A 15590-nucleotide genomic window follows, 5' to 3' on the forward strand; every position below is an offset into this window, starting at 1 on the left:
TTACCCGGCCGTACCCCCACGGCCCGCTGACACCGACTGTGCGTCAGCTATCACCGAGCTCACAAGTGTGGCGAGACCGTCGACGCCAAGTGCCGGCAGGATGCCCGGAACAAGGCCGGCGAGCGACACCGAAACCAGTGCATCGGGAGCCAGAGCAGCGCCCATGGCGGTACGCATGGCAACGAGTTTGGTCGACAACTCACCGAAGGTGACCGCCTGATCACCGTGGGTGAACGCAATTGCCTCAGGATCGGCGGCCGCCGCCGCGGCTGCCAGTTCGGGCAGATCTGCCGCGGACTTCGGCTCGGCAGCGCTCGCTTCCTCGCGTTCCTGATCGGTCACGATGTCGATCGTACGAATCACGACCCCGGGATCGGTCACCAGTTCTTCGAGCACCCGCCCGAATCGCGCCGCGAAAAGAGCGATGGTCGATTCGTCGAACAGGTCGGTCGCATAGGTGAAACGCATCCTCAGCCCGGACAGCACCCCGGCATCGTCGAATTGCTCGATACCGGTGAGCTGCAGATCGAACATCGCCTGATCGAAACCGCTGTCGACCGCAGAGAGTTCCAGGCCTGGGAGTTGGAACGTACCAAGAGCCATGTTCTGGAATGTGAGCATGACCTGGAAGAGCGGCGAGTATGCGTGAGAGCGCTCTCGCCCCAATTCGTCGACCAACCGCTCGAACGGTACGTCGGCATTGGCGAATGCCGACAAGTCCTTGTCCTTCACGTGCCCCAGAAGGTCGACGAAAGTCGAAGCAGGAGCGATCTCCGTTCGCAGGACCAAGGTGTTGACGAACATCCCGACAAGATCGTCGAGAGCCCGCTCACCTCGACCCGCGATCGGCGTACCGATTGCGATGTCGTTCGATCCACTCATCTTCGCCAGCAGCACGGACAGGGCAGTGTGAACCACCATGAAGACTGTCGAGTTCTGCTCCCGTGCGATCGTCGCGAGCCGGTCCGTGGTCTCGGAATCGACGGCAAACTCGAATTCCGCACCGCGCATGCTCGCGCGAGCCGGCCGCGGCCGGTCGGTCGGCAGTTCCAGAAGCTCCGGAGTGCCCTTGAGCTCGTTCACCCAGTACGCGAGTTGACGGCCCAGCTGACTGTCCGCGTCCTCCGGCGATCCGAGGACATCACGCTGCCACAGCGTGTAGTCGGCGTACTGCACCTCGAGCGGAGCCCACTCCGGCGTCTCCCCGCCGGTACGTGCGGTGTACGCAACCATGGTGTCTCTGATCAACGGAGCCATCGAGAAGCCGTCACCGCTGATGTGGTGAATGACAACGACGAGGACCCGCTCGGATTCGTCGACCTCGAAGAGACGGATTCGCAACGGAACGGCTGTCGTGACATCGAAGCCCTCGCGAACTGTGTCAGCCACCTGCTCGGCGACCGACGCTTCGTCGGTTGCGATCACTTCCAGTCCCACCGTCGCTGCGGAGCGAGGCAGGATCATCTGAACCGGTCCGTTGCCCTGGTCCGGGTATACCGTCCGGAGCACTTCGTGACGCTCGATCAGATCCGACACCGCGGAGTGAAGTGCGTCGACATCGAGAGCGCCGGACAACCGGATCGCGACCGGGATGTTGTACGCACCCGAGGTCTTGTCGAACTGATTGAGCACCCACATACGTTGCTGCGCCAACGACAGCGGGATCTCGTGCGGACGCACCTGGGCCACCAACGGTGGGCGGCCACCCGATCCCGCGTGTTCGAGAACCCTCGACGCCAATGCCCCGACAGTCGAGGCCTCGAAGATCACACGGACCGGAATCTGCGCGTCCAACGCCTCACCCAGCCTCGACACGACCTGCGTCGCGACGAGAGAGTTTCCGCCGAGCTCGAAGAAGTCGTCGTCGAGGCCGACCCTCGCCACACCGAGTACGTCAGCGAACACACCCGCCACGATCTCTTCGACGGGGTTGGTCGGCGCACGGAATTCGGTCGCCTCGAATTCGGGGTCGGGCAGGGCTTTGCGATCGACCTTGCCGTTGATGTTGAGCGGTAGTTCGTCCAAGACCATCAATGCCGCCGGCACCATGTAACTCGGCAACTCAGCCACAAGAGTCCGCTTCAAGGTTTCGACATCGATGCTTTCCCCGCTTTGAGGAACGACGTAGCCGACAAGTCGATCACCGGTACGCGCATCCGACTTGGCCACCACCACAGCGGAGTCCACGCTGGCCTGCTTGCGAAGAAGCGCTTCGATCTCACCGAGTTCGATGCGGTAGCCACGGATCTTGACCTGGAAGTCGGCGCGCTCCACGTAGTCGAGTTCGCCGTTCTGCGTCCACCGGACGAGGTCGCCCGTGCGGTACAACCGCGAACCCGCGTCACCGAAGACATTGGCCACAAATCGTTCCGACGTCAGATCCGCGCGCCCGTGATAGCCGCGAGCAAGCTGGGCACCGGCGAGGTAAAGCTCCCCGGTGACTCCGACGGGGACCGGATGCAAACGCGTGTCGAGCACGAACACCTGCGTGTTCCATTCGGGGGCACCGATCGGCACCGACGTCGTATCGTCCGAACCGACGACGTGCGCTGTCACTGAGACCGCGGCCTCGGTCGGACCGTACAGATTCACCAACTGCGCGTCGCTGAGTTCTGCAAACTCGGTGGCCGTCGCGGCCGGCAACGCTTCACCGATCGCGAGCACCTGACGAAGCGATTCCGGAAGACCATTTTCCGACGCCGACTGCAACATCGCGAGCATCGACGGCACCACGTGGAGCGTCGTGACCTTCTCCCGCGTCATCAGGTCGAGCAGGTAGCTCGGGTCCTTGTGACCTTCAGGTTCGGCGATCACCAGTCGTGCACCGGAAGTCAGTGCCGACCAGAACTCCCAGACCGAGAGGTCGAAGGTTGCCGCCGTCTTGAGCACCATCGCATCGGATCGGTCCAGGCCGTACTGATCGCGCTTCCAGAGAATCTGGTTGACCACCGCCCGATGCGAGATCGCGACGCCCTTCGGCCGCCCCGTCGATCCCGACGTGAAGATCACATAGGCGGTGTTGTCCGCTCGCAGTGGAGCACTGCGATCCCCATCGGTAACCATCGCGTCCGCGTAGGACGCGAGATCGATCGTGTCCATCTCGATCACAGAATCACCGAACGCCGGATTCTTCGCAGTGGTCGAGGTAGTGAGGACGCAGACCGGATCTGCCATGGTCAACACGTACTCGATGCGATCGGCCGGGTGGTTCGGATCGATCGGTACGTATCCACCACCTGCCTTCACCACCGCGTACATGGCGACCAACAGTTCGACCGATCGCTCGATTGCCAACGCGACCAACGACTCAGGACCGACACCGGTTGCAATCAGATGGCGTGCGAGACGGTTGACACGTGCATCGAACTCGGCGTAGGTCAGCGACGTGTTCCCGGCGACCAATGCCACCGCACCTGGGTTCGAACCGACCTGCTCGTCGAACAGTTCGACCAGAGTGGCTCCCGGGACGGGGTGATCGGTGTCGTTCCAGCGGTTCAGGATCCGGTCGCTCTCGGACGAATCCATCAGCGCGAAGTCGCCGACGGTCAACGACGGATCGGACGCGATCTCCGCGAGCAATCGCACGAATCGATCGGCGAAGTCCTGCACGGTCGACTCGTCGAACAGATCATGCGCGTAGCTGAACATCGACGTGATGCCGGCTGCAGATCCGTTCGCGTCGTACCGATCACTGACGATCAACTGAAGATCGAACTGCGCGACCCCGTTGTCGATATCGACGCCCTTGACGGTGAGCCCCGGAAGCTCGAGCCCTCCGGTTTCCATGTTCTGGAAGAGGAAGCCGACCTGATAGAGCGGATGACGAGCGGTCGAACGTGGTGGGTTGAGCACCTCCACGAGTCGCTCGAAAGGAACGTCCGAATGTGCAAATGCTTGAAGGTCGGTCTCCCTGACACGTCCGAGCAGGTCGAGGAACGGCGCGCCGCTGTCGATCTGCGTACGGAACACCAAGGTGTTCACGAACATGCCGATGAGATCGTCGAGTGCCCGCTCACCACGTCCTGCAATGGGTGTACCCACCGCGATGTCCTCGGTTCCGGACAGTCGAGCCAACAACATCGCGAACGCAGTGTGCGTGAGCATGAACAGCGTCGAATTGTTTGCCCTGGCAAGACCGCTCAACCGAGCATGCAACTCTGCATCGATATCGAAGTGCAGGTAACCGCCGCGGAAGGACTGCGTCGCGGGGCGCGGCCGGTCGGCGGGAAGTGCAAGCTGATCAGGCAGCCCGGCAAGAGCATTGCTCCAGTACGCAATCTGCTGCGAAGCAATAGATCCCGCGTCTTCCTCACTGCCCAGCACCTCTCGCTGCCACAGGCTGTAGTCGGCGTACTGAACGTCGAGAGGAGCCCAGGACGGTGTGTACCCGGCAACCCGCGAGGCGTATGCGGTCACGACATCCCGAGCGAACGGTGCCATCGAGGAACCGTCGGCGGAAATATGATGAATCGCGACACCGAGTACGTATTCGTCGGAAGCCAACTGGAACAACCGGATACGAATCGGAATCTCGCGTGTGACGTCGAAGCGCGTCGACGCCAGCGCGACCAACTCACCTTCGAGTTCGTCCACGCCAGTCGGTTCTGCGACGATTTCGTCCGACCAACTCGACACGGGCTTGACGACCTGCACCGGACCGTCTCCGATTTCCGGGTAGACGGTTCGAAGTGATTCGTGCCGCCCGATCACATCAGAAATCGCCGCGCTCAGCGCCGAGACGTCAAGATCGCCCTGAAGGCGCAGCGCCATCGGGATGTTGTATGCCGCTGCACTCCCGTCGAATCGGTTGAGGAACCACATACGCTGCTGCGCCAACGAAAGCGGGATCCGCTCTGGCCGCTCGACCGCGGTCAGCGCGACTCGCCCACCCGACCCGGTCCGGCTTTCGGCGTGCGCTGCGAGATCCTGCACCGTGGACGCCTCGAACAGAACTCGAACCGAAAGTTCGGTGTCGAGAGCATCGGCGATTCGTTTGATCGTGCGAGTGGCATTGAGGGAGTTGCCGCCGAGCTCGAAGAAATCGTCATCGAGACCCACACGATCAACACCCAACACCTCGGCAAACACCGACGCGACGATCTCCTCCATCGCCGTCACCGGAGCCCTGAACACCGCAACCTCGAACACCGGCTCCGGCAACAACTTCCGATCCAACTTCCCCGAAGCATTGAGCGGAAACGCATCCAACACCACAAACTGCGACGGCACCATATACGACGCCAACCGCTCCCCCACACCCACCTTCACCACATCAACATCAACCGAAGACCCCACCGCAGCAGTGACATACGCAACCAACTGATCACGCCACACCACCACCACCACAGAACCCACACCCACCTGATCCCGAACCGCAGACTCGATCTCCCCCAACTCGATCCGCTGACCACGCAACTTCACCTGAAAATCACTACGACCGACATACTCGAGCTCACCCGACACACCGATCCACCGCACCACATCCCCCGTGCGATACATCCGCGAACCCACCCCACCGAACGGATTCGCCACAAACCGCTCCGCCGACAAATCCACCCGCCCGAAATACCCACGAGCGACCTGCACACCCGACAAATACAACTCACCCGCAACACCCACCGGCACCGGACGCAACCGCGAATCCAACACCAACACCGACGAATTCCACACCGGAGCACCCATCGGCACCACCACACCCACACCATCGAGCGGACCCGCCGCCGTCGCATGCACCGTGAACTCCGTCGGACCATACAAATTATGAACCTCAACCGACGGCAACACCGACAACACCCGACCCACCACCGACGCCGGCAACGCCTCACCCGCCGCGAAAATCACCCGCAACGAACCCAACCCAGCACCACCGAGACGCGAAATCGTCGCCTCCGACGTGTCGACAACCTGATCGACGAACACCTCCAACATCGACGGCACAAACGACACCATCGACACCGACTCCGCCGCCACCACCGACGCCAAATACCCCGGATCCCGATGACCGTCATGAGTAGCCACCACCAACCGAGCACCCACCGCCAACGGAACAAACAACTCCCACACCGACACATCGAACGTCACCGGAGTCTTGAACAACACCACATCAGAACCCGACACCGCATAACGCTCCGCCAACCACGACACCTGATTGACCACACTGCGATGACTGACCGCCACACCCTTCGGCCGACCCGTCGACCCCGACGTGAAAATCACATACGCCGTATTCCCCGACCGCAACGGCGCAACCCGATCCACATCAGAGACAGGCGCACCCGAAAAACCAGACACATCAACAACATCAACCTCGACCACCGGCACAACACCAGCATCGAAACCAACATCAGACGTACTGACCACACACACCGGCGACGCCGACTCCAACACATACCCATTACGCTCCGCAGGCTGATCCGGATCCACCGGAACATACCCACCACCAGCCCTGAGCACACCGTAAACCGCAACCAACAAATCAACCGACCGACGAACCGCAACACCCACCAACGACTCCGGCCCCACACCCACCGAAACCAAATACCGCGCAAAACGATTCACCCGAGCATCGAACTCCGCATACGACAGAGACTGCCCCTCGAACGAGAGCGCCACCGCACCCGGAGACGCCGCCACCTGCGCATCGAACCCATCCAACACCGACACACCCGACACAACCCGAGCCGTGTCATTCCACCCCTCGAGCACCAACGAACGCTCAACAGAATCCAAAATATCAACGTCACCAACACGCACCGAAGGATCGGTGGCTACGGAGGAGAGCAGTCGAAGAACTCTGTCCAGCAACGCAGTTGCGTAGTCGGCATCGAAGAAGTCCGGTAGGTACCGCAGCGTCAAGTGCAACTGCTCGTCGAGTGCGATCAGCAGGGTCAACGGGTAGTTCGTGGAATCGTCCGAGGCGATGTCGTCGATCATCATTCCGTCGAGAACATCCGCCTGTGCGGCGAGGCCCTCACGGTCGACCGGGTACGACTCGAATACAACCAACGTGTCGAACAGTGTTCCGACGTCCGCTGCTTTCTGGACATCGGTCAAACCGAGATAGTGATGATCAAGCATTCTCGCCTGCTCGATCTGGACCCTGGCAACCAATTCTTCGACGGACTCCGCGGCGTCGAGGCGCACCCGCACGGGGAGGGTGTTGATGAACAACCCGACCATCGATTCGACGCCGGTGAGCGCCGGTGGCCGGCCGGACACTGTTGCACCGAAGACAACGTCGTCGGTTCCGGTCAACGCACCGAGCAGGACCGCCCACGCGCTCTGCACGATCGTGTTGGCGGTGACCCCGAGTCGTGCGGCCAGAGCGGTGAGCGCCGCGGTTGTCTCCGACGACATCGACACGTTCAGCTTCTGTGACAGCGCGGTGAATTCCTGTCCGCCTGTGACCTGAGCAAGCAGCGTCGGCTCTTCGACGCCGGAAAGCGCATCCGCCCAGGCCGTGAGTGATCGATCACGATCCTGATCGACAAGCCACGCCAGGTAATTGCGATAGCTACGCACACGCGGAAGAATCGAGTCGTCACCACGCGTCGCGTACAGCGCCAACAGGTTCTGCAAGAGCAGTGGCACCGACCAACCGTCGAGAATAATGTGGTGATTCGCCACCACCAAGCGATAGTCCCCCTCCGCCATGGTGACGAAGGTGAACCGAATCAACGGCGGTGATGCCATGTCGAAGTGTGTCGCCTGGTCAGCTGTCAAAACTTCGTCCAGGGCTGCCTCACGGTCGACCGCCGCGATATCGCTGAGATCGATGTTCCGCCACGGGACGGCAACATCTTCGAGGACTATCTGGACCGGCGTTCCGTCGTCGTCGGCCGTGAATGCCGTTCGCAGGTTCGCATAACGGTCGATGATTCCCTGTGCTGCAGTGCGCAATCGGTCGGCATCCACCTTCCCGGACAGAGTGAGAATCATCTGCACCGAGTAGAGGTCGACGCTGGATTCCGCCAACATCGCGTGGAAGAGCAAACCGGACTGCAGCGGTGCCAGGGGCCAGATGTCGGTCACCGTACCGAATCGATTCTCGAACCCGTCGATATCTCGTTGGCTCACGGAGACAAGCGGCACGTCGGACGGTGTGAGTCCACCGGCTCCGACGGAGCGAGAATGCTCCGCCAGGGCAGTCAGTGCTTCGACCCAAATCTGTGCAAATGTCTCGACACTCTCGCCGTCGATGGCACCGACGGGGTATGCGAAAGAGGCCTCCAGAACAGCACCGTCTGCGCCGCCGTTGACGATCGCATTGATGTCGACGACCTTGTTTGCGGGCATGTCGACGTCTTCGGGTGCCGACACCTTGGCGAAATCGCCGGCCGGCAGCCACCCGAGTCCCTCGACGCCTGCCGGAAGATCCTCGGCGACAACTCGTCCCAGGTAGTTGAAGCTGACCTGTCCCCCGGCGAAGCGAGAAAGCACTGCGCGCGTGTCTTCGTTCAGGTAGCGCAGCAGTCCGTACCCGACGCCCTTGTCCGGGATCGCCAGCAGCTGTTCCTTCACTGCTTTGATCGCGCGTCCCGCCGAATCACCTCCGGCGAAAGCGTCACCCAGATCTACCTCGGAAAGATCGAGACTGATCGGGAAGGCAGCGGTGAACCAGCCAACGGTCCTTGACAGATCCGCGCCAGGAATCACGGCTTCTTCGCGACCGTGGCCCTCGAGTTGCAGCAAGGCAGACGTCGAGTCGATTCCGGCTCGGCGACGCCACTCGATCAGCGCGAGTGCCAGTCCAGCGAGCAGGCCGTCGTTGGCGCCGCCGTTGAAAACCTCCGGCAGCGTGGTCAACAGAGTCTCCGTCACCTGAGTGGGGACCGTCACGCTTATCCGCTGAACCGTTGCCGCAACGTCGACGGCAGAGTCGTACGCCCTCTTACCCAGCACCGGGTCCGGTGTCTGCAACACCTTCCGCCACGTATCCAGCTCGGCCACACGCGAATCCCGATGGGCCTCTTCGGACAAAGCATGAGCCCAGCGTCGCATCGACGTACCCGTAGGTTCGAGAGCCACATCCCCCGTCGCTCCGCTCGCCCCGGCCATCTGAGCCGCAGCCGACACCAGATCCGGAACAATGATTCGCCAGGAAACCCCGTCGACGATCAAGTGATGCGCAGCAATGATCAAGCGCCCGGTGCGAGTGGGACCGAAGTCGACCCACACGAACTGAACCATCACGCCGCCTGCCGGATTCAACCGGCCGAGAGCCTCGTCGAGGCCCTTGGAAGCCGTGAGAACAATTGTCGACTCGTCCGAGGACGCATCAACATCCACCCGGCTGAGTAGATCCTCGACGTCCACGGTTCCCGGCTCGGAGACCGACATTCCCCAGCCGCGACCGTCGGAGATCAACCGCGATCGGAACATGTCATGGTGGTCGACGACGGCGGCGAGGGTTCGCACGATGTCGGTTCGCTGCGCTCCGAGTGGAAGCTCGAGAGTCATCGTCTGTGTGAATCGGTTGTAGCTGCCACCGCGCTCGACCATGAATCGTTCGATCGGCGTCAACGGCATCCAGCCGACTCCACCGCCCAGCAACTCCTCGAGCACCACCGCGGCCTCGACGTCGGCGGCATACTTCGCCACTTCGGCCAATGCCGCGACAGTCTTGCTCTCGAAGACGTCACTGGGTGCGAATACGACCCCACGTGCCTTCGCCCGCGAGACGAGCTGGATCGACATGATCGAGTCGCCGCCCTGCGCGAAGAACGAGTCGTCCGTTCCGATTCGATCCAGACCGAGAACGTCCGCGAAGATCTCGCTCAGGACTTGTTCCATCTCGGTAACCGGAGCGCGGAATTCCTTGGTCTCGAAGACCGGCGCTGGGAGCGCTTTTCGGTCCAGCTTGCCGGCCGGGCTCAGTGGCATGTCCGAGGAGACCATTATCGAAGCCGGAACCATGTGAGCCGGAAGGGTTCTGGAGACGAATTCGATCAATTCCGCCGAAGTGACCGAAGCGTTCTTTCCGGTGAACACGTACGACACCAGTGCCGGAGCACCCGACGGCAGGGTCGTACCCATCGTCGCAGCGAACTCGACCTCGGGGTGTGCGGTCAATGACGCATCGATCTCACCGAGTTCGATACGGAAACCGCGAATCTTGACCTGGAAATCGTTGCGGCCCACGTATTCCACGGCGTAGGTGGAGGGTGCGGTTCCAGCGACCCAGCGCACCACGTCACCGGTTCGGTACATTCGCTCGCCCGGATTACCGTGCGGGTTTGCCACGAATCGATCGGCGCTCAAGCCCGGGCGACGATGATAGCCGCGGGTCACCTGAGGACCGGACAGATACAGCTCGCCCGAGACTCCGAGTGGAACTGGATTGAGTCGTGTGTCCAGAACGAAAGCGGCCATGTCACCGATCGTGGCGCCGATGTCCATTCGGTCACCCGGCAGAAGCGGAACGCTGACGTTCGTCACGATCGTCGTCTCGGTCGGGCCGTAGACATTCAAGAACGTCCTGGGAGCCGAAGCCGATGCGGTCGAGCCGTCACCTGTCGTCCACTTGCTGATCAGTTCCGGCGAATACGCTTCGCCACCCACGCCTACGACCGTCAGGTCGTCCAGGCCGCTCGGGTCCATCGACGCCAGAGCCGCCGGCGTGATGAACGCATGGGTGACTCGTTCGCTACGGAACACCTCAGCCAGCTCGTCGCCGCCGTACACGCCAGGTGGGACGATGACCATCGTCGCGCCGGTGGCCACCGCGAGGAACAACTCGAGCATCGACGCGTCGAAACTCGGTGACGCGAAGTGCAATGTCCGCGAGGTGGGCTTCACGAGGTAATGCGCGGCCTGCGTGACACTGAAGCTCGCCAGACCTGCGTTGGTGGCGACAACGCCCTTGGGTAGACCGGTCGTGCCGGAGGTGTAGATGACCCAGGCCGGATGAGCAGTCGTCAGTGGACGGACACGTTCCTCGGCATCGATTGGCGCTGCGGACACTCCGGCGGTCATCTGTTCGCCACGTGGTCCGTCCACGACCAACCACTCGACGTCGTCGGTGAGGTTCGGACGTTCGACGTCGAGGGTCAGGCCTACCTTTGCACCAGAGTCGCTGAGCATGTGCGCGATACGGTCTGCCGGATAGTGCGGATCGATCGGAACGACCGCTGCCCCGGTCTTCGACACTGCCCAGACCGCGAGTACCGATTCGACGGATCTCGGAATCGACACCGCCACAAGATCTTCAGCCCCGAGACCACGGTTGATCAAAACGCGGGCCAGCTTCGACGACCACTCGTCGACCTCGCGATACGTCATGGACCTACCGGCAGCGGCCTGCGCCGTGCCGGGGTAGCGCAATGCGACGTTGTCCGGGTAACGCGCAGCAGCGTCGGCAAGAATCTCGGCCAACGGCGCCTGCGCTACTCCTGACGAAGCCCTTTGACTCGTCAGAACCTCACGCTCGGACGAGTCGAGGATTTCGATGTCACCCACTGAAGTTGCGGGGTCCGTCGCAATTCCGTTCAGGATGCGCATCAATCGTGCGGCGAATCCGCGGACGGTCGATTCGTCGAACAGATCCGTCGCGTACGTGAACGTCGCCGACAGCCCTTCTGATACCTCACTGATCGTGAGCTGCAGGTCGAACTTGGCCACAGTCTCGTCGATTGCGAACTCGGCGGCCGTCAGACCCGGCAGAGCCAACGAATTCTGCCCCAGGTTCTGGAACGCCAATGCCACCTGGAACAGCGGGTGGTGTGCCCTCGACCGAACGGGATCCAGCACTTCCACGAGCCGCTCGAAGGGAAGGTCCGAGTGCGCGAACGCCTGAAGATCGGTCTCTCGAGCCGACGACAGAAGTGTGGTAAACGGGGCCGAAGGATCAACCTCGGTACGTAGCACCAATGTGTTGACGAACATTCCGATCAGATCGTCGAGTTCGGATTCACCTCGTCCTGCCATCGGCGCGCCGATGGTGATGTCCGTTGTTCCCGACAGACGTGCGAGAAGTGATGCCAGCGCCGAATGGACCACCATGAACATCGACGCATTGTGCTCACGACCGACACCGATCAGCCGCTCATGCAGTTCCTGACCGATCGAGAATTCGAATGTTGCTCCCTGACCGGAGAATACCGCCGGCCTGGCCCGATCCCCGGGAAGATTCAACTGTTCGGGCACGCCGTCCAATGCTTGCGCCCAGTAAGTGATCTGCTGCGCGATGATTGACCGCGGATCGTCCTCGGACCCGAGAACCTCACGCTGCCACAGTGCGTAGTCGGCATACTGCACCGGCAACGGCGTCCAGGTCGGAGCCTGGCCGTTGGTTCTGGCGTAGTAGGCGGTCATGATGTCGCGGGTCAGCGGGCCCATCGAGAAACCGTCGGTCGAGATGTGATGCACCACGAATACGAGAACGTGCTCGTCGGCCTTGGTCTGGAAAAGCCTGGCGCGCAACGGAACCTCGGTTGTCACGTCGAAACCCGTCGCCACGAAGTTCGTTACCTCGGAAACAATCTCTGAATCCGAGACCAAGGTTGCAGCGAGGTTCACGCCGACATCAGCCGGTGCAACGATCTTCTGGTAGCCGATTCCGTCGACCTCGGGGTAGACCGTGCGCAGAACCTCATGGCGGCCGACAACGTCCGAGACAGCCTGTTCCAGCCCCGACACGTCCAGTTTTCCGGTGAGCGTGATCGCAACCGGAACATTGTTCCCTGCCGAGTTCGTATCCAACTGGTTGAGGAACCACATGCGCTGCTGCGCCAACGACAACGGAACCTGCGCCGGACGCACCTGCGCAGTCAACGCCGCACGCGAACCACCACCAACATGAGAACCGAGTCGGGCAGCAAGCCCTTCAACGGTCGACGCCTCGAACAACTCCCGCACCGAAACCGAAGCATCCAACGCCTGACCCAACCGAGACGTCACCTGCGTCGCAATCAGCGAATTACCACCGAGCGCGAAGAAATCATCATCCAAACCAACACGCTCAACGCCCAGAACATCCGCAAACGTCTGCGCCACAACCTCTTCCACCACCGACGTCGGAGCACGGAACACCGCAACCTGCAACGACGGAACCGGCAACGCCCGACGATCCAACTTCCCGTTCACCGTCAACGGAATCGAATCCAACACCACAAACGCCGACGGCACCATGTACTCCGGCAACAACGAACCCACCGACACCCGAAGATCGTCGACCGAAACGCTCACACCCGCAGCCGAAACCACATACGCCACCAACCGCTGATCACCCGGAGAATCCTCACGAACAACCACCGCCGTCTGCGCCACCGACACATCCGCCAACACCGCAGACTCGATCTCACCGATCTCGATCCGGAAACCACGGATCTTCACCTGATCATCCGCGCGACCCAGATACTCCAAATCACCAGCACTGTTCCACGACGCCACGTCACCCGTGCGATACAACACCTCACCAGCAGTAAAAGGACTCGCCACAAACCGCGTCGACGTCAACCCCGCCTGACCCAGATAACCCCGAGCCAACTGCACACCCGAGACATACATCTCACCCGCGACACCAACAGGCACCGGAGCCAAACGCGTATCGAGCACGAACACCTGCAGACCCGAAATAGCCTGACCCACAACACTCGCCGACGCATCCGCCGCCAACGCAGCATCCAACACACGATGGCTCACATGCACCGTCGTCTCCGTGATGCCGTACATGTTCACCAACGTCGGCGCGAAGTCACCGCGGCGGCCGTACCAATCCGACAAGCGACGCAGCTCGAGCGCCTCGCCGCCGAAAACAACCCACCGCAACGACAACTCGGCGGCCTGACCGGATTCCGACGCCAACCGATCAGCCTCGGCCAACTGATAGAACGCCGACGGCGTCTGATTGAGCACCGTCACCCGCTCAGCAGCAAGCAACTCCAAGAACTGCTCCGGCGACCGCGACGTCACATAATCCACGACGACCAACGTGCCGCCGTACAACAGCGGACCCCACAACTCCCACACCGAGAAGTCGAACGCATAACTGTGGAACATCGTCCACACATCGGATTCGTCGAACCCGTACACACTCTCGGTATTCGCAAACAACTTCGCCACCGTGAAGTGCGGAACCTGCACACCCTTCGGGCGACCCGTCGACCCCGACGTGTAAATCACATACGCAACATTCGACGACCGCAACGGCGCAACACGATCCGCATCCGAAACCACCGAACCATCGAACTCCGACACATCCACCGCGTCGATATCAACCACCGGCAAACCAGCGGGCAACACCAACTCACGCCCGGACCACGAAATCGCAGCCACCGGAGCAGCATCAGCCAACATGAACTCGACACGATCAGCCGGATACGACGGATCCACCGGCAAATACCCCGCACCGGACTTCACCACCGCCAACAACGCCACCACAAGATCCGCCGACCGCGGCAACGCCACCGCCACCAACGACTCCGGACCACAACCCTGAGCAATCAACCTGCGCGCCAACCGATTCGCCCGAACCGACAACTCACCATAAGACAACGACTCGCCACCGAACCGCACCGCAACCCGATCACCAAACCGCGCAGCAGCATCATCGAACCACGCCGACAACGTCGAATCCACACCACGATCGACACCCGTGTCGCTCCATGACAGAACGCGATCCAACTCACCGGCGGTCAGAACATCCACGTCGCCAACGGCAGCAGTCGGATTCGCGACAACGCCACGGAGGACGGACACGAAGCGATCAGCGAACTCGGCCGCTGTCGACGCGTCGAACAGATCCGTCGCGTAGGTCAGAGTGCCGGACATACCGGCGTCAGCGGCGTCTTCAAGAGTGAATTGCAGATCGAACTTGGCCAGTGCTGCGTCGAATTCCACAGCAGCGGCGGTGAGTCCGGGCAGTTCGAGAGCACTCTGGCCAAGGTTCTGGAAGGTCAATGCCACCTGGAACAGCGGGTGGTGTGCCTGCGAACGCACCGGATCGAGCGCTTCGACGATCCGCTCGAACGGAACGTCAGCGTGGGCAAACGCCTGCAGATCCACTTCACGCGCAGAAGCCAACAGATCCGTGAACGACATCGACGGATCAACCTCGGTGCGCAGCACCAAAGTGTTGACGAACATGCCGATCAGATCGTCGAGCTGCGCTTCACCGCGACCGGCGACAGGAGCGCCGATTGCGATGTCGGTTGTCGCGGACAACCGTGCCAGCAGCACGGCCAGCGCAGAGTGGACGACCATGAACGGGGTTGCGCCCGTCGCCTGACCTGTTGCTTCCACGTCGGCCCACAGTTGCGCGTCGATGGTGAAGGTGTGGTTCGCTCCTTGTCCCGTTGCGATCTCGGGGCGGGTGCGATCACTGGGAAGGTCCAGCTGCTCGGGAAGGTCGGCCAGGGCATCGGACCAGTAGTTGATCTGCTGCGCGATGATTGACTGCGGATCGTCCTCGAACCCGAGAACCTCACGCTGCCACAGTGCGTAGTCGGCATACTGCACCGGCAACGGCGTCCACACCGGGGCTTGACCCTGTGAGCGGGCGAAGTACGCGGTCATCACGTCCCGGGTCAACGGGCTCATCGAGAAGCCGTCGGTCGAGATGTGATGCACCACGAACGACAACACGAAGTCAT

At 61.7% G+C, this 15590-nt stretch carries 1 protein-coding gene (cut by a window edge); it reads right to left on the bottom strand.

What is annotated here, in order from left to right; genetic code table 11:
- Positions 1-15590, bottom strand: partial view of a non-ribosomal peptide synthase/polyketide synthase gene (locus tag CPI83_RS19990; protein ID WP_157920618.1) — the 3' portion only. It continues 13156 nt past the right edge of the window; the window shows 15590 of its 28746 coding nt (coding positions 13157-28746); its start codon lies beyond the right edge, outside the window — the gene reads right to left on this strand; its stop codon occupies positions 1-3.

The sequence above is a fragment of the Rhodococcus sp. H-CA8f genome (assembly GCF_002501585.1).
In the GTDB taxonomy this organism is placed as follows: Bacteria; Actinomycetota; Actinomycetes; order Mycobacteriales; family Mycobacteriaceae; genus Rhodococcus_F; species Rhodococcus_F erythropolis.